Annotated in this window: 21 protein-coding genes and 1 tRNA gene; 15 read left to right on the top strand and 7 right to left on the bottom strand. The window is 65.6% G+C overall.

The features are described 5' to 3' along the window. Together ACFQ2S_RS12215 and ACFQ2S_RS12210 are read right to left on the bottom strand one after the other, a co-directional pair. Nucleotides 1-801, bottom strand: a complete 801-nt coding sequence (locus ACFQ2S_RS12215) for an ABC transporter permease (protein WP_386074815.1) — start codon at nucleotides 799-801, stop codon at nucleotides 1-3. Next, nucleotides 798-1,523, bottom strand: a complete 726-nt coding sequence (locus ACFQ2S_RS12210) for an ABC transporter ATP-binding protein (RefSeq protein WP_386074813.1) — start codon at nucleotides 1,521-1,523, stop codon at nucleotides 798-800. The genes ACFQ2S_RS12215 and ACFQ2S_RS12210 overlap by 4 nt, the downstream gene beginning before the upstream one ends. Nucleotides 1,524-2,323: 800 nt before the next feature. Between ACFQ2S_RS12210 and ACFQ2S_RS12205 the strand changes: the two genes are divergently transcribed. The 7 genes from ACFQ2S_RS12205 (at nucleotide 2,324) to ACFQ2S_RS12175 (ending at nucleotide 7,134) form a co-directional block, all read left to right on the top strand. Beyond that, nucleotides 2,324-2,758 carry a hypothetical protein gene (locus ACFQ2S_RS12205; protein ID WP_386074812.1) on the top strand — a complete coding sequence of 145 codons (435 nt, stop codon included), beginning with the start codon at nucleotides 2,324-2,326 and terminating at the stop codon, nucleotides 2,756-2,758. 609 nt (nucleotides 2,759-3,367) lie between these two features. After that, the gene (tnpA, locus tag ACFQ2S_RS12200; protein WP_386074811.1) at nucleotides 3,368-3,763 is read left to right on the top strand and encodes an IS66-like element accessory protein TnpA; all 396 of its coding nucleotides are present in this window, start codon (nucleotides 3,368-3,370) and stop codon (nucleotides 3,761-3,763) included. After that, on the top strand, nucleotides 3,760-4,110 hold the full coding sequence (tnpB, locus tag ACFQ2S_RS12195) for an IS66 family insertion sequence element accessory protein TnpB (protein ID WP_386074809.1): 351 nt from the start codon (nucleotides 3,760-3,762) through the stop codon (nucleotides 4,108-4,110). Before tnpA ends, tnpB begins: the two co-directional genes overlap by 4 nt. A 59-nt stretch (nucleotides 4,111-4,169) precedes the next feature. Then, on the top strand, nucleotides 4,170-5,792 hold the full coding sequence (tnpC, locus tag ACFQ2S_RS12190) for an IS66 family transposase (protein ID WP_386074807.1): 1,623 nt from the start codon (nucleotides 4,170-4,172) through the stop codon (nucleotides 5,790-5,792). 110 nt (nucleotides 5,793-5,902) lie between these two features. Then, nucleotides 5,903-6,343, top strand: coding sequence for a DUF5681 domain-containing protein (locus ACFQ2S_RS12185; RefSeq protein ID WP_386074805.1), 441 nt, complete (start codon nucleotides 5,903-5,905; stop codon nucleotides 6,341-6,343). Continuing rightward, nucleotides 6,330-6,704: a hypothetical protein gene (locus tag ACFQ2S_RS12180; protein WP_386074804.1), complete on the top strand. Its 375-nt coding sequence runs from the start codon at nucleotides 6,330-6,332 to the stop codon at nucleotides 6,702-6,704. The genes ACFQ2S_RS12185 and ACFQ2S_RS12180 overlap by 14 nt, the downstream gene beginning before the upstream one ends. Before the next feature lie 88 nt (nucleotides 6,705-6,792). Further along, entirely contained in the window at nucleotides 6,793-7,134 is a 342-nt protein-coding gene (locus tag ACFQ2S_RS12175; protein WP_386074802.1) for a hypothetical protein, read from the top strand. Between the two features lie 295 nt (nucleotides 7,135-7,429). On the opposite strand, the gene ACFQ2S_RS12170 is transcribed toward ACFQ2S_RS12175, so the two are convergent. After that, nucleotides 7,430-7,627 carry a hypothetical protein gene (locus tag ACFQ2S_RS12170; RefSeq protein WP_386074800.1) on the bottom strand — a complete coding sequence of 66 codons (198 nt, stop codon included), beginning with the start codon at nucleotides 7,625-7,627 and terminating at the stop codon, nucleotides 7,430-7,432. 159 nt (nucleotides 7,628-7,786) lie between these two features. Between ACFQ2S_RS12170 and ACFQ2S_RS12165 the strand changes: the two genes are divergently transcribed. Next, a complete protein-coding gene (locus tag ACFQ2S_RS12165; RefSeq protein ID WP_386074798.1) occupies nucleotides 7,787-7,936 on the top strand; it encodes a hypothetical protein in 150 nt (49 codons plus the stop codon). A 252-nt stretch (nucleotides 7,937-8,188) separates the two neighbouring features. On the opposite strand, the gene ACFQ2S_RS12160 is transcribed toward ACFQ2S_RS12165, so the two are convergent. Further along, nucleotides 8,189-8,265, bottom strand: a tRNA-Met gene (locus ACFQ2S_RS12160). 150 nt (nucleotides 8,266-8,415) lie between these two features. Here ACFQ2S_RS12160 and selD point away from each other — a divergent pair. After that, on the top strand, nucleotides 8,416-10,593 hold the full coding sequence (selD, locus tag ACFQ2S_RS12155; RefSeq protein WP_386074796.1) for a selenide, water dikinase SelD: 2,178 nt from the start codon (nucleotides 8,416-8,418) through the stop codon (nucleotides 10,591-10,593). On the opposite strand, the gene mnmH is transcribed toward selD, so the two are convergent. Beyond that, nucleotides 10,577-11,644 carry a tRNA 2-selenouridine(34) synthase MnmH gene (mnmH, locus tag ACFQ2S_RS12150; RefSeq protein WP_386074794.1) on the bottom strand — a complete coding sequence of 356 codons (1,068 nt, stop codon included), beginning with the start codon at nucleotides 11,642-11,644 and terminating at the stop codon, nucleotides 10,577-10,579. The genes selD and mnmH overlap by 17 nt on opposite strands. A gap of 340 nt (nucleotides 11,645-11,984) precedes the next feature. Between mnmH and ACFQ2S_RS12145 the strand changes: the two genes are divergently transcribed. After that, entirely contained in the window at nucleotides 11,985-12,590 is a 606-nt protein-coding gene (locus ACFQ2S_RS12145) for a 2-oxoglutarate and iron-dependent oxygenase domain-containing protein (protein ID WP_386074792.1), read from the top strand. Beyond that, nucleotides 12,554-12,889 carry a 2OG-Fe(II) oxygenase family protein gene (locus ACFQ2S_RS12140; protein ID WP_386074790.1) on the top strand — a complete coding sequence of 112 codons (336 nt, stop codon included), beginning with the start codon at nucleotides 12,554-12,556 and terminating at the stop codon, nucleotides 12,887-12,889. Before ACFQ2S_RS12145 ends, ACFQ2S_RS12140 begins: the two co-directional genes overlap by 37 nt. A gap of 18 nt (nucleotides 12,890-12,907) precedes the next feature. Here the strand turns inward: ACFQ2S_RS12140 and ACFQ2S_RS12135 are convergent, their stop codons facing one another. Both ACFQ2S_RS12135 and ACFQ2S_RS12130 read right to left on the bottom strand, forming a co-directional pair. Further along, nucleotides 12,908-15,442, bottom strand: coding sequence for an ABC transporter permease (locus tag ACFQ2S_RS12135; RefSeq protein WP_386074788.1), 2,535 nt, complete (start codon nucleotides 15,440-15,442; stop codon nucleotides 12,908-12,910). Then, nucleotides 15,439-16,140 carry an ABC transporter ATP-binding protein gene (locus ACFQ2S_RS12130; protein WP_386074786.1) on the bottom strand — a complete coding sequence of 234 codons (702 nt, stop codon included), beginning with the start codon at nucleotides 16,138-16,140 and terminating at the stop codon, nucleotides 15,439-15,441. Before ACFQ2S_RS12130 ends, ACFQ2S_RS12135 begins: the two co-directional genes overlap by 4 nt. A 43-nt stretch (nucleotides 16,141-16,183) precedes the next feature. On the opposite strand from ACFQ2S_RS12130, the gene ACFQ2S_RS12125 reads away from it, so the two are divergent. The 4 genes from ACFQ2S_RS12125 to ACFQ2S_RS12110 all read left to right on the top strand — a co-directional run bounded on the left by ACFQ2S_RS12125 (nucleotide 16,184) and on the right by ACFQ2S_RS12110 (nucleotide 20,798). Further along, a complete protein-coding gene (locus ACFQ2S_RS12125) occupies nucleotides 16,184-16,843 on the top strand; it encodes an arylesterase (protein WP_386074785.1) in 660 nt (219 codons plus the stop codon). A 22-nt stretch (nucleotides 16,844-16,865) separates the two neighbouring features. Continuing rightward, nucleotides 16,866-18,275, top strand: coding sequence for an FAD-binding oxidoreductase (locus ACFQ2S_RS12120; protein ID WP_386074784.1), 1,410 nt, complete (start codon nucleotides 16,866-16,868; stop codon nucleotides 18,273-18,275). Between the two features lie 45 nt (nucleotides 18,276-18,320). Beyond that, nucleotides 18,321-19,166 (top strand): tRNA 2-thiocytidine(32) synthetase TtcA, encoded by an 846-nt coding sequence (gene ttcA, locus ACFQ2S_RS12115; RefSeq protein ID WP_386074782.1) that lies wholly within the window; start codon nucleotides 18,321-18,323, stop codon nucleotides 19,164-19,166. Between the two features lie 93 nt (nucleotides 19,167-19,259). After that, nucleotides 19,260-20,798 (top strand): putative bifunctional diguanylate cyclase/phosphodiesterase, encoded by a 1,539-nt coding sequence (locus tag ACFQ2S_RS12110; RefSeq protein WP_386074780.1) that lies wholly within the window; start codon nucleotides 19,260-19,262, stop codon nucleotides 20,796-20,798. Nucleotides 20,799-20,943 lie beyond the last annotated feature (145 nt).

Genomic DNA, 20,943 nt, shown 5'->3' with positions numbered 1-20,943 from the left:
TCAGCCTCCCGCAGAGCGTTTCCGCGACATGCCCCGCGTCGGGTCGTAGCCCAGCAGCGCAAGCCCGAGGAACAGCACAAGCGCCAAAAGCGTCCATCCCAGCGCTGGCAGGTTGGCCTCGCCATGGAGCGCGAAGCGGATCGCCTCGACCGCATGGGTGAAAGGATTGATCGAGCAGATCCGGTAGAGCAGCGTCGAGCTTTCGGCCATTTTCCAGAGCGGGTAGAGCGCCGACGACACGAAGAACGCGGGAAAGATCACGAAGTTCATCACGCCGGCAAAGTTCTCGAGCTGCCGGATCGTGGCTGACAGGGCCAGCCCGAGGGCACCGAGCATCAGGCCCGTCAGGCACAGGACCGGCAGCACCAGGAAGTATCCCGCAGCCGGCATCACGATGCCGAACGCCGCGGCAATCGCGAGAAACGCATAGACTTGCAGGATCGACACCACCGTTCCGCCGGCGAGCTTGGAGAAGAGCAGCCACCAGCGAGGCAGCGGACTGGTCAGCAGGAGCCGCATCGATCCCATCTCCCGATCGTACACGAGGCTCAGAGACGACTGCATGCCATTGAACAACTGCACCATTCCGCACAGGCCGGGCACGATGTAAACTTCGTAGGTCACGTAGGTGGTGTAGGGCGGAATGATCGAGAGCCCGAGCGCGGAGCGGAACCCGGCCGCGAACACCAGCAGCCATACCAGCGGCCGTACGAGAGCAGAGACAAACCGACCGCGCTGCGCGATAAAACGCAGGACTTCGCGTTCGACGATGGCCCGCAGGGCGACAAGGTAGGCCCTCACGACGTAACTGCTGTCATGTCGAGAAAGACCTTCTCGACGGTTTGCTCACCGGCGATCCGCCTGGCTGTGTCATGGGCCAGAACGCCGCCCCGATGGAGGATGACCAGGTCGTCCTCGGCCTGGACCTCGTCGACCAGATGGGTCGCCCAGAGCACGGTCAGGGCCTCGTCGACGCAGAGCCTGTGGACATGGTCCGTGATCGCGGCCCGGCTGGCGGGGTCGAGCCCCACCGTTGGCTCGTCCAGAAGCAGGATCTCCGGGTCGTGCAGGAGGCACCGTGCGATCTCGGTCCTGCGCCGGTGGCCGCCATTGAGGTCGCGCGCGCGCACCGAGGACTTTTCGCCGAGTTCCAGCCGTTCCAGGGCCGCGTCGATCCTACTGTCAGCATCCCGCCCCGAAAGCCCCCGCAGTGCGGCGTAGTAGGACAGGTTTCGGCGAACCGTGAGGTCGAGGTCCAGTGTCATCTGCTGGAATACAATCCCGATCCTGGCCAGTGCAGCACGCGGCGACGTGCCAAGGTCGATCCCCGCGATCTCGATGCGCCCGGTGGACGTGGTCGCCAGTCGGGTAAGGAGCGAGAACAGGCTGGTCTTTCCTGCCCCGTTCGGCCCAAGGAGCGCACAGAAATTGCCGCGTTCGACGGTGAAGCTGACGTCCTTCAAGACCGGTTCGGCTCCGTATCCAAAGCTCAGATTCTCAAGAATGAGTCCACATGCCGACATGTCCAACCGCTCCGATGGCGTCCGAGGATCGTCTCCCTGGCCCCGCGGGCCACACTGCCCACATATCATTGTGTTGATCTCATTGACCTTCAAAATCATTTCATAATTTCCGAGGAAATAAACGCTTGGCTGTTTCCTCCTCGACGCAGCTCGCTGCAATTAGGAGCCTCTCAACTCATTGCGTGGGTTTAGTCGATCCCACCCAGAGCCGGCGCAACCACCTCTGCGACACCAAGGGGACATTTGGACACTTGCCTAAGCAGCGCTATCGCTTACCGAGTTCCACTCGGCGTTTCGATCACGGGAAGGAAAGCCAGCGTCGACCCTCTGCTTCGGCGCTTGGAAGCGGACCTTCTCTGCGCTCAATCTGAACATCCGCTCCGGGCCGCTCGCGTCGTGTGGGTTTGTGCGAAACTTGGCTGCGGATACAACGTTGCCAACGACGCAACCGGCTCTGACCTGCCTTTCATGCTGAAAGCCGATGCTGCGCTGCTGCCCGTCAGACCAGACTTTCGCCGCAAGCGCGAAGTTGAGCACGACCGAACTAACGCTTGGCGGACCTTGCTGCCGTTCGCTCCAGATGCAGCATTTCTCTCCGCTAAGGTTTCCGCAGAACCGAAAAACTCCTCCAAGTTCTGGTACCATAGCCAGCGACCGACTTCACATGAGGTCTGGGTCCTGAGCGAACGGCGACGGAACCACTGCAGGGAAATCGCCGGGTGAGGATTCATCAACCTGCGTGATCGGGGAAAAAAGGTTCGGTCATTTCAGGATTCCATGGCATTCTTTACGGATTCCGAATGCAGATTCACCATTGGAACTGGCCTGTTGATGCCGGATCGGAGATGCATATGCTAGAGTTCATTTCAATGCTTCGAGGGGAAGTCGTCATCGCGGGCCAAACGCTCAAGCTGTATTTTGACGCCAATCATCAGGGGCTTCAGGCGGCAGTACTCGCTTTCTTCGCGTTCGTGAACTCAGTGCGGATCGTGGCATATGTTCCTCAGATCGTGAAAGCATCTCGCGACGGAAACGGAGCGTCAGCGATTTCCTGCCTCACTTGGGGATTATTCTTGGCTTCGCATGTGGCGACCATACTGTACGCCGTCGTATGCCTTGGGGACTTACTCATGGCAGCAATTTTCATGGGAAATGCCTTCGCGTGCATCGTCATCGTTGCCGTCACGCTGTCGAGGCGACGGGCGCATCGACTCAAACACAATCCGGCCGAATGACGTCAACCCGGCCGAGTGCCCGGTTTGACCTATCGCTGAAATGACCTGATCATCGCTCCACGGAGCAGTGCTTTTGAGCGCTCAAGCCGAAAGATTGGAAAGACATTCAATCGGCTGGCTTCATCGGAAGTTCACATCTGATCAGGTGGGTAGCCCTGAGCCGGCCAGCAAGGTCTCCGGCCTTTCTTGTAGAATTCTGCAAGCCGCACCGAACTCCTGAAAGGGCCTCGGAGAGCCATCATCCCAGTTTTTCGGTCGGGCACCGTTGCGTCAGAGTTACTGTCATTTAAACCAAGCGCGGCGTCTGTCTCGTTGGGTTCCTCGCTTCTTTTCTTAGCGTCTTCAGTGTAGTCCCAGTCAAGAGCCGCTCGTCCCTCATTGGCATCTCTGCGATCGCGAACTGGTTCACGGCCTCAACGGCAACTCTGCGCAGTTCACTGCCCTTAGGCTCGCTTAGAGGACAAGTCGGCCAATCGCGGAGGTCAGTTGTTGGCAGAAGATCCCATCAACTGCCGTCACCTCCAGTTTCGGACCCAATCGGCTTCGTTTCGTAAGCCTCCGGCGGGAGCCGTCTGACGGGGAGTTAGAGGCGATGATAAGTCCGACGTTATGGTCGACCTTATGTTCACACCCCAGATCGAGATCCTGTCTGCCGAGGACGCGCCACGGCGTCGGCACTGGAGCGACGCGGACAAGATCCGGGTGGTGGAAGAAAGCTATCGGGGACATCGGCAGGTCTCAGCGACAGCGCGGCGTCATGGCATCTGCCGTTCGCTTCTGACCGTCTGGCGGCGACAGTATTGGAACGGGGAGCTCAGGAACGCAAGCGGCCCGGCGTTCGTGCCGGTGAAGATGGCGGTGGACATTGATGCCCAGTCGCCGCTGCAGCCGGCCCCCGACGTCCAGCTCGAGATCGTTCTGCGGAACGGACGGCGCCTGCTCGTGCCGTCTTCGGTGGACCCGGACGCATTGGCACGGCTGCTGCCGATCCTCGAGAGCAGATGATCGCCTTCCCGGCGGGGGTGCGCGTGTGGATCGCAGGCGGGGTCACCGACATGCGGCGCGGCATGAACACGCTGGCGCTGACGGTCCAGCAGGGGCTCGGGCGCGACCCGCATGCGGGCGAGATCTTCTGCTTTCGCGGCCGCAAGGGCGACCTGGTCAAGCTGCTCTGGCACGACGGCGTCGGCATGTCGCTCTACAACAAGCGGCTGGAGGCCGGGAAGTTCATCTGGCCGAGCAGCGGCACCGGCGAGGCCGTGCAGATCTCGGCAGCCCAACTCGGCTATCTTCTGGAAGGGATAGACTGGCGCAATCCGCGGTGGACACAACGCCCGACAAAGGCAGGATAATAGTTCGCGAAAGCCCATATTTTGTTGGGCGTACTATCCGCTCAGGATATGCTTCGGGCATGTCCGATACCGCTTCTGAGATCGCCCGACTGCGCGCTGCCCTGGCGGCGTCGGAGGCCCGCGCCGCGGTCGCCGAGAGCGAGCTGGCGCAGGCCCGGGCGGTCGTCTCCACCTCGGAAGCGATGATCAAGCACCTCAAGCTGGAGATCGCCAAGCTCCGGCGCGACCACTACGGCCATAGCGCCGAACGCCGCGACCGCCTGATCGACCAGATGGAGATGCAACTCGAGGAACTCGAGGCCGCCGCCACCGAGGACGAGATCGCCGCCGGAAAGGCGAAGATCACGGCGGTTGCCGGGTTCGAGCGCCGCCGCCCGGTGCGCAAGCCGTTCCCGGATCACCTGCCGCGTGATCGGGTGGTGATCGAGGCACCGACAGCGTGCGCCTGCTGTGGCTCGGACCGCATCGTGAAGATGGGTGAGGACATTACCGAGACGCTCGAGGTCATCCCGCGGCAGTGGAAGGTGATCCAGACCGTCCGGGAGAAGTTCACGTGCCGGGCCTGCGAGAAGATCAGCCAGCCGCCAGCGCCCTTCCATCCCACGCCCCGAGGCTGGGCGGGGCCGAACCTGCTGGCGATGGTTCTGTTCGAGAAGTTCGGTCAGCATCAGCCCCTGAACCGTCAGGCCGAGCGCTATGCAAAGGAAGGCGTCGATCTCAGCCTGTCGACACTGGCCGACCAGGTCGGGGCCTGCGCGGCAGCTCTGGCACCGATCCACGCCCTGATCCGGAACCATGTTCTGGCGGCCGAGCGCCTCCACGGCGACGACACAACGGTCCCCCTCCTCGCGAAGGGAGGGACGCAGACAGCGCGGCTCTGGACCTATGTCCGCGACGACCGGCCCTTCGGCGGCGGGGCGCCACCAGCTGCGCTGTTCCACTTCTCGCGCGACAGGGAGATGGCCCATCCGAACCGGCATCTTGCCGGGTGGCAGGGCGTTCTCCAGGCCGATGCCTATGGCGGCTACAACGATCTTTATCGCGGTGATCGTGATCCGGGGCCCGTCACCAGCGCGCTGTGCTGGAGCCATGCCCGGCGCAAGTTCTTCGAACTTGCGGACATCAAGGAGAATGTCCGCCAGAAGAAGCCCGCGCACGACATATCGCCTGTCGCGCTGGAAGCCGTGAAGAAGATCGACGCCATCTTCGACATCGAGCGTCAGATCAACGGGCTGGACATCGCCAGTCGGCTCGATGCCCGGCACCGGCTGGTCCGCCCTCTGGTGGAGGAACTGCACGACTGGATGCGGACCGAGCAGGGCACCATGTCGAAGCATAACCCCGTCGCGAAGGCGATCGCCTACATGTTCAAGAAGGACCGATGGGGCGCCTTCACGCTCTTCCTCGACGATGGGCGTGTCTGCCTGACAAACAACGCGGCCGAGCGCGCACTGCGCGGTATCGCCTTGGGACGGAAATCCTGGCTCTTCGCCGGCTCCGAGCGTGGAGGCGACCGCGCCGCCTTCATGTATTCCCTGATCGTCACCGCCAAGATGAATGACATCGACCCGCAGGCTTGGCTCGCCGACGTCCTTGCCAGGTTACCCAACGCAACCGCATCCCGAGTGCCCGAACTGCTTCCATGGAATTGGCAGCCAGCGGAGCAACGCTGCGCGGCCTGACCACGGCCTACGCCGGATGCTTACTTCGTTTCGCGCTCTACGATGGGCTTTTCTCACAACGTCACATGGGGTATTATAATACCATTAGATCGTTGTAGTTGAGCAGGGCAATGAAGCGAAACAACGCGGGCAATACGTACACCGACGCAAGCGGCAAGTTCGCCCCGGGGAACCCAGGCCGACCGAAGGGCGCACGCCACAAGGTGACGAGAGCGGTCGAAGCAATCCTCGGCAACGATGCCGAGGCGCTCACTCGCAAGGCGGTTGAGAGGGCACTGGAAGGTGACGCAACGGCCTTGCGTCTGTGTCTGGAGCGCATAGCGCCGATCAGGAAGGACTCCCCGGTCTCCTTCGACCTTCCGCCCATGGATACCGCCCTGGACGCCGCAGCCGCGGCTCAAGCGGTGCTGCGGGGAGTTTCCGAGGGCGAGATAACCCCATTGGAAGGTGCTTCGGTAATGGCTCTCATTGAAGGCTACAGGAAGACGTTGGAAACCACCGAACTGGAAGCGCGCATCGTGGCGCTGGAGGAGCAGAATGGGGCTCGCTGATCGACTGATGAAGCTCGAACGGACGAGGCAGGCGAGCGCCGTCGACGCCGGATCGGGTGTTCGTGCAGAACTTGGAGCTAAACTGGCGCGCATCGCAGAGCGAACTATCGGCGAGGACATGACGCCAGCATGGTGTGAACGGCAGCCGCCCATCACCATTGCAGCAATGTGCCACCACGAGCTGGGAGCGGCAGAACACAACTTCGCGCTGTGGGCGAAGTGCAAGGAACTCAGCGCACTCAGCGGCGTACCCGGCAAGACTTTTCGGGCCATGGTGGATCTGCGTGCCCGAGGTCTCAGAGACGTCGGACTGCTGCCTGACGACGTATTCTCCATGGCAGAACCGGAGGCCGTAACATGACCGAATACATGAGCGACAGGGAACGCGATGCAGCCTATGCCGCTGGCGGAGTAGTGCTTGAAGATGACGATCAGTGGGAGAGCGAGCAATGGCACTCAAGCATCGACTGACAAACCTGGAGCGACGAAGTCCAATCAATACCCAACTCCCAGACGTCGTCTTCGTGAACTTTGTGGATCACGACGGCACCGAGCCCAGCCTTGCCACCATCGTCGGTTCGCAATTTGGCCAGATCAAACGAGAGGCCGGCGAGACAGCCGACAAGTTCAGGCGGCGCGTGTATGCGATGAAAGCGGTCAACAAGCCCGTCGAGGAAATGACGGATGCGGAACTGATGGTGGCAATGGCCGCCGCCGATGAGCGTGTCGCCAAAGAACTGGCAGAGACAATCTCGGTGAGCGACGAAACCCTGGAAAGGATGATTGGATGAGGCTTCGCGGCAGGATCGAACGAGTGGAAGAGCGGACGGACAATGTTTGGCTGGTGGTACTCGCCAACCGGATTGGAACGGACGGCGAGTTAATCTCTGACCAGGACCACATTCAGGGCCGCAGGGTCATCTTGCTTGACCCAGATGCCAACGATCTATGAGGAAATGAAGCAAGCCTTAAAAGCCGGCTAGGTCCACTGGAGGTGGCGCGTCCCGCCTCGTAGTGACGTCCGATCGTGGCTGACGGTTGTGTCTACATTCCTGGCGGCAATCCGGAGACATGTTGCGTTGCCAGCTATTCCGGTTTGATATCTCCAAGTTCGGCCTGATCGGTTGCAACCTTCAACTGGGCGCCCAGCCACTCTCGCCAGAGTTGGGCGAAATCTTCAGCGTCGCCCCTCTCGCAAAACCGAACCGCCCCCAGCGTTTCACGCCCACCATTTCGATGGGTGACCAAATACCCCTGTTTGTCATGCGTCACTTCGATCATCATGACGTTGCTCCGAACCTTAAGAGACGGTCGGATAGCAGGACACCGCGACGGAGCCATGACGATTCTGTGGCATGCTATGACCATTCCGTGCGCTCCTCTTGCGGGCCATTCGCCGATTGCCGTAACGGTATTTGGCAGGACGCATGCCGGGAGGGACCGATGGAAGAGATTGCTAACTTGGTGACATCTGGCAAGAGCCAGACGGTTGTTGTCGACGGTCACCCATTTGACATCGAAATCTATCGGCTTGAGGCAAGCACTTACTGGACGCTTGAAGTCGTGGACGAAGAGGGAGCGTCCCACGTTTAGGACGATGAGTTCCCGACCGACTCGGAGGCGTTGGAAGCCGCGCTCACAGCATTAGAAGAGGAAGGCGCCAGCGGGTTCCTCTATGGTGGAGAGAATGTGGTGCCCTTCAGGAGGGACTGAGAGGCGGCACCTCCGGCACTGTTGGGCGCACGAACAAAGGAAATTCCGAAAGCAAGTATGGTAGGATTAATGGTTGCCGCCGCACCGAGCGCAGCACAACTAATTGAAATTATTATTTCTTTACAGAAAACTTGGTAGCGGAGGAGGGACTTGAACCCCCGACACGCGGATTATGATTCCGCTGCTCTAACCAACTGAGCTACTCCGCCCCGAAGCGTGGGCGGGACTTAATTGACGGGGCGCGGGGCGTCAAGCGGATTCGGCCCATTTTCCGGCACTGCCGGACGGGCGTTGCGCGGGTTGCCCTTTACCTTTGAACCAGGCTTCGCTTGATATGCGCCGAAGCCCGAGGAGAGCCCATGCACGCCGCCCTGCCCCTGACCCGCGACCTCGTCCTGATCGGTGGAGGGCACACCCATGCGCTGGTCCTGCGCATGTGGGGGATGCGCCCGCTGCCGGGCGTGCGCGTGACGCTGATCAACCCGGGCCCCACCGCGCCCTATTCCGGGATGCTTCCGGGGTATGTGGCCGGGCATTACGGGCTCGATGAACTGGAGATCGACCTGGTGAAGCTGGCGCGCTTTGCCGGTGCGCGGATCGTGGCCGGAGCGGCTGTCGACATCGACCGGGAGGCGCGGCGAGTGAAGCTCGCCGGCCACCCCGACGTCCGCTACGACATCTGTTCCATCGACATCGGCATCCACACCCGGATGCCGGACCTGCCCGGGTTCGCCGAGCACGGGATCGCCGCAAAGCCGCTCGACCGGTTCGCGGAGGCCTGGCGCGACTGGTGCGCGGTGGTCGCGTCTGGTGATGCGGCGCCGGAGACCTGCGTGATTGGCGCGGGCGTGGCAGGGGTGGAGTTGGCGCTGGCGATGAGCCATCGGCTGCGAACCCTTGGCGCCAAGCCGCGGCTGGGGCTGGTCGATGCCGGATCGGCGCTCGACGGGATGCCGCGACGGACGCGCAACCTTCTGCTCGACCGTCTCGCACATGAAAACGTCGCGCTCCATGAACGTGTCGAGGTGGCCGAGGTCGCGCGGGACGCGGTCCGGTTCGGGGATGGTACCACGCTTCCCTCCGGTTTCACGCTGGGGGTTGCCGGGGCGCGGCCCCATGGCTGGATCGAGGACACCGGACTCGACCTTCACGAGGGCTACATCACCGTCGATGCATCGCTGCGGAGCGTCTCGGACCCGGCGATCTTTGCCTGCGGGGATTGCGCCCATCTCGGGTTCGCGCCGCGCCCCAAGGCCGGGGTCTACGCGGTGCGCGCCGCGCCAATCTTGTTCGCCAACCTGCGCGCGGAACTTGCCGGGACCCGGCCCCAGCGCTTCCGGCCCCAGAAGGACTACCTCAAGCTGATCTCCATGGGCGGCAAGGAAGCGGTGGCCGACAAGAACGGCATCACCGTCTCGGGCGGCTGGCTCTGGCGCTGGAAGGACCACATCGACCGCAGTTTCATGCGCAAGTTTCATGACCTGCCGGCGATGGCGCCGCCGCCGTTGCCGCCTGTCCATGCGAAGGGCGTCGAGGCCGTGCTGGGAGACAAGCCGCTTTGCGGTGGCTGTGGGGCCAAGGTGGCGGGGGCGCGGCTCCGTGCGGCGCTGGCGGGCTTGCCGCCGCCCGAGCGGTCCGACGTGCTCTCGTTGCCCGGCGACGACGCGGCGGTGCTGGCGTTCGGCGACGCGCGGCAGGTGCTGACCACCGATCATATCCGCGCCTTCACCGAGGATCCGGTCGCGCTGGCCCGCATCACCGCGGTTCACGCGCTCGGCGACATCTGGGCGATGGGCGCCCGGCCGCAGGCGGCGCTGGCCAGCATTACCCTGCCCCGGATGCGCGACGAAATGCAGGAGGCGACACTGCGCGAGATCCTCGACACCGCCTCGGAGGTGTTCCGGTCCGAGGGCGCGGAACTTGTGGGCGGGCACACAAGCGTCGGCGCGGAGCTGACGGTGGGCTTCACCCTCACCGGGCTCGCGTCGGAAAGGCCGATCACGCTGGCGGGCGCGCAGCCCGGCGATGTGCTGCTGCTAACCAAGCCAGTCGGCTCGGGAACGGTCCTGGCCGGCGAGATGCAGGGCAAGGCGCAGGGGCGCGACGTGCTGGCGACGCTGGCCTCGATGGCACAGCCGCAGGGCGCGGCGGCCGCGATCCTGCACGGTGCCCATGCGATGACCGACGTCACTGGCTTCGGCCTCGCCGGGCACCTGATGGGGATCTGCGAGGCCTCGGGCGTCGGCGCCGAGATCACGCTCGACGCGGTGCCGATCTACCGGGATGCCGAAGAGCTGGCCGCCGCCGGGGTGCGTTCCACGCTGTTCCCGGCCAACCGCGAGGTAGCGGAGCGGATGGTCCTGCCGGACGGTCCGCGCGCCGACCTGATGTTCGACCCTCAGACGGCGGGCGGGCTACTCGCGGCGGTGCCCGAGGCCGATGCCACCGAGCTGCTCGCCGCGCTGGTCGAGGCGGGCTTCGCCGCCGCCCGCATCGGTCGCATCGTGACGGGTCCGCCGTTCATTGCAGTTCTGTAAGCCCCGCGACCTCATCAAGCAGCGGCACCAAACGGTCGGCGGCCCGCGCCAGCCCGTCGGGGTCGAGCGCAATATCGAGCCGCGCCGCCGGTTCGCCCGCGTCGCTGCGGGACTTGGCATAGCGGCTGTCGTAATGGCGCGTGACCAGTTCGAAGGCCAGCGCCTCGAAAGCGCCGGCATCGACCATCCCCTGCCATTCGGCGACCCGCTCGCGGCCTTGCAGACGGACAAGCTGCCCCAGGATGCGTTTGAGGTCCTCCCGATCCTGCGAGATGTCGGAATAGGCCCGCGCAAGATAGCGGGCGCGGTCCTCCACACTTGCCTGCATCCGGATGCGGCGGGCGGCGCGCATCGCGCTCCAGATGGACGGCGGCACCAGCAGGTCGCCCACCTTGCTGCTCTCGGCCTCCACCAGCACGGGGCGGGCAGGGTCGAGCGCGGCGAGCGCCTCGACCAACCGGCTTTCGAGCATCTTCTGGCTGGGCTGGCCGCCAGGGCGCGGCCCCAGCACCGAGCCGCGGTGATTGGCCAGCCCCTCGAGGTCCAGCACCTGCCCGCCGCGCGCCGCCACCATGTGCAGCAGTTCGGTCTTGGCGGTGCCCGTGTCACCGTCGATCAGCACCAGCCGGTGCGGCAGCGGCCGGTCATAGAGCGTGGCGACGACCGCGCGGCGGTAGCTCTGGTAGCCGCCCTTGAGCACGTCGGCGCGCCACCCGATCTGGCTCAGGATCGAGGCGAAGGAATTCGAGCGCTGCCCGCCCCGCCAGCAATAGACCAGCGGCCGCCAGCCGCCGTCCTTCTCCGCCAGCGGACCCTCGATATGGCCGGCCGCATTGCGCGCGACCAGCGCGGCGCCAACCTTGCGGGCGCGGAATGGGCTCTCCTGCTTGTAAATCGTGCCGACGACGGCCCGTTCCTCGTTCGACAGGACTGGAAGCGAGATCGCGCCGGGCACGTGATCCTCGGCGAATTCGGCGGGAGAGCGCACGTCGATTACCGTGTCGAACGGCAGACTCAGCGGATGGGAAAGATCGGGCAGGTCATGGGCCATGTTTGTGCTGTCTAGCGTAGCTTAAACGCGGACAAAAGCGGTCCTGCCCCAGACGCGGGACAAACATCGCCCAATGCGCGCGCCATACAAGGTCGCGACTGCACAACTTGAATGCCATGCGAAAATTCCTTCGAGGCTCGGAGACATTCCGATTGCCTCAATTCGCGCCGTTCGCGCTACCGTGGAGTCACAGACTTGGTGCGTACGAGGACAACGCGTCAGTGGACCTCCGATAGAGACGACTGACCGAATGCGGCGGGTAGGACAACTCCCTTCCTGCCCGCCGCCACACGCTGTCTAACGTGCGTCAGGTCCTATTGCGGATAGAGGAGGCTACCGAATGATCCCGACACTTGACTGGCAGCGTTTCTCGACCGGGCGCGACCGGGCCGGTTTTCTGGCGGATCTGGGCGCGGCCTGCAAGACACCTGGGTTCTTCCTTCTGACCGGCCATCGGATCGATCCCGCGCTTGTCTCGGCGACATTTGCCGCGGCTGGTGAGCTTTTCGAGCTCACGGAAGCCGAAAAACGGACCCTTTCCCTGCCTTCTCGGCCCAAGGATCGCGGCTGGTCCAAGATCGGCACCGAAAGCAGCACGGCGGACAATCCGCACCCTGACCGCCGGGAATCCTTCGGGATCGGGCCGGAAACACCTGGTGCCGCGCCGCAGATGCGTTGGGGAACCCCCTATCGCGGCACCAATGTCTGGCCCGACCTGCCCGAGTTCCGCGAAATCATGCTGAACTACTTCAACGCCGCGCAGGCGCTGTCGCTGGCGCTGCACCGCGCCATCGCCGCCGATCTCGGCTTTCCCGAGGGCTGGTTCGACGCGCGGTTCCGCAAGCCGGACGCGAGTCTGCGCCTGATACATTACCCGCCGTCGCGCGGGCTCGCGGGCTCGCGGGCGAGATGGGAGCCGGGGCGCATGTCGACCAGGGAGCTCTGACGCTGCTGCTGACAGATGGAGAGCCGGGGCTGCAGGTCTGGTCCGCAGAGCAAGACGACTGGATCGACGTGCCGCATGTGCCGGGCGTGATCGTGGTGAATGTCGGCGCCTGCCTGCAGGAATGGTCCGGAGGCCGGTATTCCGCCCCGCTGCACCGGGTTCTGCCTCCGCGCGGGGATCGCCGCTCGGTCGCGTTTTTCCTGCGCCCGGAGAAAGGCTCCCCTCGCGTTAGCCCTGGCGAGCGCACAAGTCGTCAGTCATGGGCCTCCGAAACCACCGAACGGCACGCGAATGCCTGAGAAGCGAGTCGCGGCAGGTTATTCCCGCGCTCGCAGCACCCGCGCGGGCCGCGCCGCGAGCGGCCGCCAGGCAAAGGCGAGCCCGGCGAGCAAGGTCGCCAGCACGCCGCCGGTGACGATCAGCAGGGCCGAGACCAGCTCGAAGGCGTAGTCGGTTTCCATCACGAAGGTCGTCACCGCCCAGCCGGAGAGCCCGCCACAGAAGATCGCCACGATCCCCGCCGCCGCCCCGAGCAGTGCAGAGCGGATTGCGAAATAGCCGAGGATCTGGCCGCGCGCCGCGCCGACCGTCTTGAGCACCGCCGATTCGAACACCCGCATCCGCTCGCCCGCCGCCGCCGCACCGATGAGGACGATCACGCCCGTCACCAGCGTCGCCGCCGCGCCATAGGTGATGGCGGCCGCGATCCCGGCCAGCACCTCGGTCACCCGGTCGATGGCATCGCGCACCCGGATCGCGGTGATGTTGGGATAGCTTCGGGCCAGATCGCGCAGGATCGCGGCCTCGGCCTCCGGCGCGGCATAGATCGTCGCGATGTGGCTGTGCGGCGCGCCGGCCAGCGCGGCCGGGTTCATCGACAGGATGAAACCGATGCCGGCGGTCGAAAAATCGACCTCGCGGAAGCTGGTGATCTCGGCGTCGATGTCCCGGCCAAGGATGTTGACGGTGATCGCGTCGCCGAGTTGCAGGCCCATCTCCTCGGCCTCCTCGGCGGCGAAGCTGACCTGGTTCGGGCCGGTGTAATCCTCCGGCCACCATTCCCCGGCTGTGACGGTGGTCTGCTCCGTGGGCCGAGCCGAGTAGGTCACGCCCCGGTCGCCGCGCAGCACCCAGTGGTCGCCCACCGCCTCGCGCGCCGGCTGGCCGTTGATGCGGGTAATGATCCCGCGCAGCATCGGCGCGGTCTCGACACGGGTCACGCCCGGATCGCCCTCGACCCTCTCGAGGAATCCGTCCAGCTGGTCGGGCTGGATGTCGACCACGAAATAGGAGGGCGCGACCTCCAGCAGGTCGCGGGCAATCGCGCCGCGCAGGTTCGAATCGATCTGCCCCACGGCGGCAAGCACCGTGAGGCCGAGGCCGAGCGAAAGCACCACCGAGGTCGCCTCGCCCCCCGGCCCGCCGACCGCGCCGAGCGCCAGCCGCAGCGCGGTCCGGCCGCGCAAGGCGCGCGCCCGCGCCAGCCGCCGCGACAGGAGGCGAATCCCGGTGGCGGCCAGCACCAGAAGCAGCAGCGATCCTGCCACCCCCGCCGCCGAGTAGAAGGCGAGTTCCGGCACGCCCGAGAACCACGCCGCCGCGCCGACCAGCAGCGCCACCAGCAGGGCGGTCACGACGAGAAAGGCCGGGCGGGGCAACCGCCAGCGCCCGGAAACGGCATCGCGGAACAGCGAGGCGGCGCGGACCTCCTCGGTGCGCGCGAGCGGCCAGAGGGTGAAGATCAGCGCCGTCAGCGCGCCGTACAGCGCGGCTTCGGCCAGCGGGCCGGGATAGATCCCGAAGCTCGCGGGCACCGGCAGGCGCGCCTCGATGACCGGCGCAAAGATCAGCGGCACCAGCCCGCCGAGAACAAGCCCTAGCACGATGCCAAGGATCGACAGAGCGCCGATCTGCATCAGGTAGGCGGCGAAGATCGTGCGGCTGTCGGCGCCGAGGGTCTTGAGCACCGCGATCACCTCGCGCTTGCCATCGAGATAGGCGCGCACCGCCGCCGAGACGCCGACGCCGCCCACCGCCAGCCCGGCAAGGCCCACCAGCACCAGAAACGCCGCGAGCCGGTCGACGAAAGCCGCCACGCCCGGCGCGCCGTTGCGGCTGTCGCGCCAGCGCATGCCGCTGTCCCTGAAAAGCCGGCGCGCCTCGGTCTTGACGGCCTCGATGGCGGTGCCTTCGGGAAAGGCCAGCCGGTAATGGGTCTCGAACAGCGTCCCGGGTTCCAGCAGGGTGGAATTGGCCAGCGCCTCGGTCCGGACCAGCGTGCGCGGGCCAAGGCCGAAGCCGTCACCTGCGTCGTCCGGCTCGCGCTCCAGGATCGCGGCCAGCCGAAACTCCTGGGTGCCAAGGCGGAACACGTCGCCGGTGTCGAGCCCCAACCGCTCCGCCAGCACTCGCTCCATCACCCCGCCGGGCAGCCCGCCCTCGACCGCCAACGCCTGCTCTAAAGGCATGTCGGGGGCGAGCCCGGCTGTGCCGTAGATCGGCCATGCAGCGTCGACACCCTTCACCTGGGTCAGCGCGCGTTCCTCACCATCGCCTTCGCCTACGACGGCCATGGACCGGAAGTCGACCACTTCGGAGATCGTCTCCGCCTGCGCCTCCATCCAGGCGCGCTCGGCGTCGTCGGCATAGCGGTAGGTAAAGGACATCTCGGCATCGCCGCCGAGCAGCACCGCGCCCTCCTGCGCCAGACCGGCCTCGATCCCGGTCCGCACCGAGCCGACGGCGGCGATGGCCGCCACGCCCAGCGCGAGGCAGGCGAGAAACACGCGAAAGCCGGAGATCCCGCCGCGCAGCTCCCGCCGGGCGATCTTCGCGGCGGTGGCGAGGCTCATTCCGCCGCCCTCGTGCCGGCCTCGGCGGCGTTGTCCAGCCGGCCGTCGACCAGCCGCAGCACCCGGTCGCAGCGCTCCGCCAGCTCCGGCGCATGGGTCACAAGCACCAGCGTCGCGCCATGGCGGTCGCGCAGGCCGAACAGCAGTTCCATGATCGCTTCGCCGGTGGAGCCGTCGAGGTTGCCGGTGGGCTCGTCGGCCAGCAACAGACGCGGACGCGGCGCGGCTGCGCGTGCCAGCGCCACCCGCTGCTGCTCGCCTCCCGAAAGCTGTGCGGGGTAATGGTCCAGCCGATACCCCAGCCCGACCGCCCGCAATTCCTGCTCAGCGCGGTCGAATGCATCGCCTGCCCCGGCAAGTTCCAGAGGCGTCGCCACGTTTTCCAGCGCGGTCATCGTCGGAATCAGATGGAAGCTCTGGAAGACTACCCCCATATGATGTCGACGAAAGCGGGCCAGCGCGTCCTCGCCCATCGCCGAGAGGTCATGGCCGGCCGCCGTGATCGTTCCGGAGGTCGCGCGCTCAAGCCCGCCCATGAGCATGAGGAGAGAGGATTTGCCCGAACCGCTTGGCCCGATCAGCCCCAGCGTCTCGCCCGTCGCCACATCGAGCGAGATGCCCCGCAGGATCTCCACCCGACCGGCATTGCCGTCGAGCGCAAGGGTCACGTCCCTGAGGGAGAGAATCGGGTCTGGCATCGGGCGGGTCTCCGTCTGGGTGCACGGTTCTCGATATGGGGCCTTGGCCCGGGCGAACAAGGCATTGCTTGGCCTTGCCTTTGCCCTGGCCCTGCCCGCAGCCACCTTGGCGGAACCGGTAACGCTCGCCGCGCTCGGCGACAGCCTCACCCAGGGCTACGGCCTGCCGCCCGAGGACGGCTTCGTCCCGCAGTTGCAGAATTGGCTTGAGGGCCGCGGCCACGAGGTGACGGTGATCAATGCCGGAGTCTCGGGCGACACCACGGCAGGCGGGCTTTCGCGAGTGGCGTGGACGCTCACGCCGGAGGTCGACGCGATGATCGTGGCGCTTGGCGGTAACGATCTTTTGCGCGGCATCGACCCGGCCAGCAGCCGCGACAACCTGCGGGGCATCCTGGAGGCTGCCTCCGAGGCCGAGGTCTCTGTCCTGCTAGTCGGAATGCAGGCGCCGGGCAATTATGGGCCGGACTACAAGCAGGCCTTCGACACGATGTATCCAGAGCTCGCCGAGGAGTTCGGCGCGCTGCTGGCACCGAGTTTCTTCGAGGGGCTCACCGGCGATCCGTCGGACGCGCAGGCGATGGGCCGGTACATGCAGCCCGACGGGTTGCATCCCAATGCCGAGGGCGTGGCGCAGATCGTCGAGGCGCTCGGACCCCGGGTGGAAGCGCTGATCGGGCGCGTGGAGACCGCGTCGAACTAGGCGCGGCAGGGAGGAAAGCGGCATGACCCTGATCGAACGGCTGCGCGACGTGCTGGGCGCGCCCAATGTCCTGACCGGCGAGGAGACGGCCCGCTACGCGACCGACTGGACCGGCGTCTATGCTGCCGAACCGTTGGCCGTGCTGCGCCCCGGATCGACGGCGGAAGTCGCGGCGGCAGTGCGGCTGGCGGCCGGGACCGGCACGCCGGTGGTCCCCGTGGGCGGCAATACCGGGCTCTGCGGCGGCACTTACGCGCCGGGGGCGCTGATGATCTCGCTGGAACGAATGTCCGCGATCCGGGAGATCCGCGACAGCGCCCGCATTGCCGTGGTGGAGGCCGGCGTGGTGCTCGACACGCTGCACACGGCCGCCGCCGCACACGGCCTCGCCTTCCCGCTCACCTTCGGCGCGCGCGGCTCCGCGATGATCGGCGGCTGTCTCTCGACCAATGCCGGCGGGTCCAACGTTTTGCGCCACGGCTCCACCCGGGGGCTCTGCCTGGGGCTGGAGGTCGTGCTGCCGTCAGGCGAGGTGCTGGACCTGATGACGGCATTGCAAAAGGACAATTCCGGCTACGATCTGAAGGATCTGTTCATCGGCGCCGAGGGCACGCTCGGCATCATTACCGCCGCAACGCTGAAGCTCGTCCCGGCGCCGGTCGCCCATGCCACCGCGATGATCGCGATGCCCTCGCTCGACGCCGCGCTCGGCCTGCTGAACCGGCTGCAATCCGAGACCGGCGGCGCGGTGGAAGCGTTCGAATACCTCCCCGGAGACACGCTCGACGCGATCGTCACCCATTTCGACTCCCTGCGCGCGCCCTTCGCCGAGTCCCACGCCGTCAACATCCTGCTCGAGATCGGCGCCACCGCGCCGCGCGACGCCACCCCCGGCGCCGACGGCACCCTGCCCGTCGTCAGCCGCCTCGAAGAGATGCTGGGTGAGTTGATGGAGGAGGGAGTGGTGCTGGATGCCGTCATCGCCGTGAACGCAGCCCAGCGAAAGGCGTTCTGGGCGATCCGCGAGGGCGTTGCCGAGGTCGCGCTCAGCCGCAAACCCTTCGTCAACGCCGATGTCTCGGTGCCCGTCGACGCGGTGCAGGCGTTTCTCGACCAGATCGCCGAGCGCCTCCGTCGGCTCGACCCCGAGGTCACCGCGCTCTGGGTCTCGCACCTTGGCGACGGCAACGTCCACTACACCGCCCGGCCATCCCGCGATGATCCCACGCTGCTCGACCGGGTGCTGGAGGCGGTGGAGGACGTGGCCCTTTCCCTCGGCGGCAGCTTCTCGGCGGAGCACGGTATCGGCAAATCCAAGCTCGCCTCCATGCGGCGGCGCAAAAGCCCCGTGGCGCTCGCCGTGATGCGGCAGCTCAAGGGCGCGCTCGACCCGCAGGGCCTGATGAACCCCGGCAAGGTGATCCCCGACTGATTGCCACGGCTTCCCTCGGCACGCGGTATCTGACATAGCAGCTCCATGTTCGACGATCTCGACGATATCCACCCGCTGTTCCACGGCGCCCCCTCGACAACGGAGTTCAAGAAGCTTCGCAAACGCATCGTGCGCAACGTGCGCGAGGCGGTCGAGCAATATGGCATGATCGAGCGGGACGCCCGCTGGCTGGTCTGCCTGTCCGGCGGCAAGGACAGCTACACGCTGCTCGCCGCGCTCTACGAGCTGAAGTGGCGCGGGCTTCTGCCGGTCGATATCCTCGCCTGCAACCTCGACCAGGGGCAGCCGGGTTTCCCGGCGACGGTGCTGCCGGATTTCCTCGAGCGCATGGGTGTGCCGCACCGGATCGAATACCAGGACACCTATTCCATCGTGATGGACAAGGTGCCCCAGGGGCGCACCTATTGCGCCCTCTGCTCCCGCCTGCGCCGCGGCAACCTCTATCGCATCGCCCGCGAGGAAGGCTGCTCGGCGGTCGTTCTCGGCCACCACCGGGACGACATCCTCGAGACCTTCTTCATGAACCTCTTCCACGGCTCCCGGCTGGCCACCATGCCGCCCAAGCTGGTGAACGAGGAAGGCGACCTGTTCGTCTATCGTCCGCTGGCCCATGTGGCCGAGGAGGATTGCGAAAAATTCGCCCGGGCCATGAACTACCCGATCATCCCCTGCGACCTCTGCGGTAGCCAGGACGGGCTGCAGCGCCAGCAGGTCAAGGCGCTGATCGACGGCTGGGAAGCCAACCACCCCGGCCGGCGGCAAAAGATGTTCCGGGCGCTTATGAACGCGCGCCCCTCGCACCTGCTCGACCCGGAACTCTTCGACTTCAAAGGACTTTCCCGGAGGCCCGGACAAATCGACGAAAATTGAAACGAGATTCCGGATCTGCATTAAGGGGATTCTGAGTCGCATCCCCTAGCGTCGTTCCCGACCGGCGAAGAGCCAAACCGAGGAACATGTCGCATGAAACGGCCCGCACTCCGCTTACGCCAGATCCGGCGGCGGCTGAACCACGCCTTTATCCGCCCACAAACGCTCGCCTTCGTCCCGGCGCTGATGTTCGGCGGCTACTGGTTCGGCGGAGAGGGCGTGCTGATGATCACCGCGGTGACGTTCCCGATGGTGCTCATGCTGGGCGGGCTGTTCGAGGGGGACCGCAATTTCGAGCGGCTGGACGGGCTGACCGGACTCGCCAACCGCACGCACCTACTCGACACGCTGCAGGATTTCCTGTCGCATTACGAGGGACAGGGGCAATCGACCATCGCCTTCGTGATCCAGCTCGACGAGTTCGCCGAGGTGGCGGAGGCGCTTGGGAGCGCCGGCACCGAAGAGGTGCTCCGCCGCACCGCGGACCGGATCCACGGCGCCATTCGCCCCGGGGACGTGGCAGCCCGACTGGTCGAACATCGCTTCGGCCTTGCGCTCGGCCCGGTGCGGCAGGCGAACATGGAGGTTGGCCTGCGGGTCTGCGAGCGCATCCAGACGGCGATCGCCGAACCGATCAGCCTCGACGCCACGACAGTCCACGTTTCCGCTTCCATCGGCTTCTGCCTCGCGCGCCGTTCACCACAACGGGAGGCAGAGGCGATGCTCGAGGCCGCCGAGATCGCGATGGACGCGGCCCGCCGCGCCGGCCGCTCTCAGATCAGGGCCTATTCCCGCGAGATGAGTGCCGCCATCGAGAACAGGCACACCCTGTCGAAGGAGATTGCGCGGGCCTTCGAGCAGGGCGAAATCCGCCCATGGTTCCAGCCGCAGATCTCCACGGACACCGGCCTCGTGTCCGGTTTCGAGGCGCTGGCCCGCTGGGACCATCCCACCCGCGGCACCCTTCTGCCGGCGGATTTCCTCGAGGCGGCGGAAAGCGCCGGACTTCTCGAGCGCCTGGGCGAGGTGATGCTGTTCAGCAGTCTGACCGCGCTGCGCATGTGGGACAAGGCGGGGTACCGGGTGCCCCGCGTGGCGCTCAACTTCACAGCCGCCGAATTGCGCAACCCGCGCCTCGTGGACAAGATGAGATGGGAGCTCGACCGGTTCGACCTGACCCCGGACCGGCTCAACGTCGAGGTGCTCGAGACCGTGGTCGCCGACAGCTCGAACGACACGATCACCGCCAATATCGCGGCACTTGCAACCCTAGGCTGCCAGATCGACCTCGACGATTTCGGAACCGGTCATGCCTCGATCGCAAACATCCGGCGTTTTGCCGTCAACCGTATCAAGATCGACCGCTCCTTTGTCGCGCGGGTCGACGCCGATCAGAGCCAGCAGAAGATGATTGCCGCCATCCTCTCGCTTGCCGATCAACTCGATCTGGACACCCTTGCCGAAGGGGTCGAGACCGTTGGCGAGCACGCCATGATGGCCCAACTGGGGTGCGGCCATGTCCAGGGCTTCGGCGTTGCCCTGCCGATGCCTTTCGAGGAAACCATGGGCTGGATGGATCGACATCTCGCGAAACTCGGCCACGCCCCGAGGATCGGGCGCCCGACGAGCTGAGAACCCGCCCATTCGGGCCAGCCTGTCGCACGTTCGCCAGGTTGTCGCGGCCACGCGCGGTCTTCAAAAAATGGGAATCTGCTTGACGTTTCGGCCCGCGACGGATTGAACCGGCGCCAACCCCGGATACCAAAGGACGTCGGTG

Origin of the sequence: Tropicimonas aquimaris, from assembly GCF_042676185.1 — a bacterium.
Taxonomy (GTDB): domain Bacteria; phylum Pseudomonadota; class Alphaproteobacteria; order Rhodobacterales; family Rhodobacteraceae; genus Tropicimonas; species Tropicimonas aquimaris.
The sequence above is the reverse complement of the archived record's forward strand: the minus strand, read 5'-3'. Positions and strand labels throughout refer to the sequence as shown.

Excerpts from the sequence above, each read along its gene's own strand:
- ACFQ2S_RS12175 (WP_386074802.1), top strand. The coding sequence starts at position 6,793 with ATGGCACTCAAGCATCGACTGACAAACCTGGAGCGACGAAGTCCAATC.
- ACFQ2S_RS12205 (WP_386074812.1), top strand. The coding sequence starts at position 2,324 with ATGCAGATTCACCATTGGAACTGGCCTGTTGATGCCGGATCGGAGATG.
- ttcA (WP_386074782.1), top strand. The coding sequence starts at position 18,321 with ATGTTCGACGATCTCGACGATATCCACCCGCTGTTCCACGGCGCCCCC.
- ACFQ2S_RS12170 (WP_386074800.1), bottom strand. The coding sequence starts at position 7,627 with ATGATGATCGAAGTGACGCATGACAAACAGGGGTATTTGGTCACCCAT.
- tnpB (WP_386074809.1), top strand. The coding sequence starts at position 3,760 with ATGATCGCCTTCCCGGCGGGGGTGCGCGTGTGGATCGCAGGCGGGGTC.
- ACFQ2S_RS12140 (WP_386074790.1), top strand. The coding sequence starts at position 12,554 with ATGGGAGCCGGGGCGCATGTCGACCAGGGAGCTCTGACGCTGCTGCTG.
- mnmH (WP_386074794.1), bottom strand. The coding sequence starts at position 11,644 with ATGGCCCATGACCTGCCCGATCTTTCCCATCCGCTGAGTCTGCCGTTC.
- ACFQ2S_RS12130 (WP_386074786.1), bottom strand. The coding sequence starts at position 16,140 with ATGCCAGACCCGATTCTCTCCCTCAGGGACGTGACCCTTGCGCTCGAC.
- selD (WP_386074796.1), top strand. The coding sequence starts at position 8,416 with ATGCACGCCGCCCTGCCCCTGACCCGCGACCTCGTCCTGATCGGTGGA.
- ACFQ2S_RS12165 (WP_386074798.1), top strand. The coding sequence starts at position 7,787 with ATGGAAGAGATTGCTAACTTGGTGACATCTGGCAAGAGCCAGACGGTT.
- ACFQ2S_RS12210 (WP_386074813.1), bottom strand. The coding sequence starts at position 1,523 with ATGTCGGCATGTGGACTCATTCTTGAGAATCTGAGCTTTGGATACGGA.
- ACFQ2S_RS12110 (WP_386074780.1), top strand. The coding sequence starts at position 19,260 with ATGAAACGGCCCGCACTCCGCTTACGCCAGATCCGGCGGCGGCTGAAC.
- ACFQ2S_RS12120 (WP_386074784.1), top strand. The coding sequence starts at position 16,866 with ATGACCCTGATCGAACGGCTGCGCGACGTGCTGGGCGCGCCCAATGTC.
- tnpA (WP_386074811.1), top strand. The coding sequence starts at position 3,368 with ATGGTCGACCTTATGTTCACACCCCAGATCGAGATCCTGTCTGCCGAG.
- ACFQ2S_RS12135 (WP_386074788.1), bottom strand. The coding sequence starts at position 15,442 with ATGAGCCTCGCCACCGCCGCGAAGATCGCCCGGCGGGAGCTGCGCGGC.
- ACFQ2S_RS12145 (WP_386074792.1), top strand. The coding sequence starts at position 11,985 with ATGATCCCGACACTTGACTGGCAGCGTTTCTCGACCGGGCGCGACCGG.
- ACFQ2S_RS12180 (WP_386074804.1), top strand. The coding sequence starts at position 6,330 with ATGGGGCTCGCTGATCGACTGATGAAGCTCGAACGGACGAGGCAGGCG.
- ACFQ2S_RS12185 (WP_386074805.1), top strand. The coding sequence starts at position 5,903 with ATGAAGCGAAACAACGCGGGCAATACGTACACCGACGCAAGCGGCAAG.
- tnpC (WP_386074807.1), top strand. The coding sequence starts at position 4,170 with ATGTCCGATACCGCTTCTGAGATCGCCCGACTGCGCGCTGCCCTGGCG.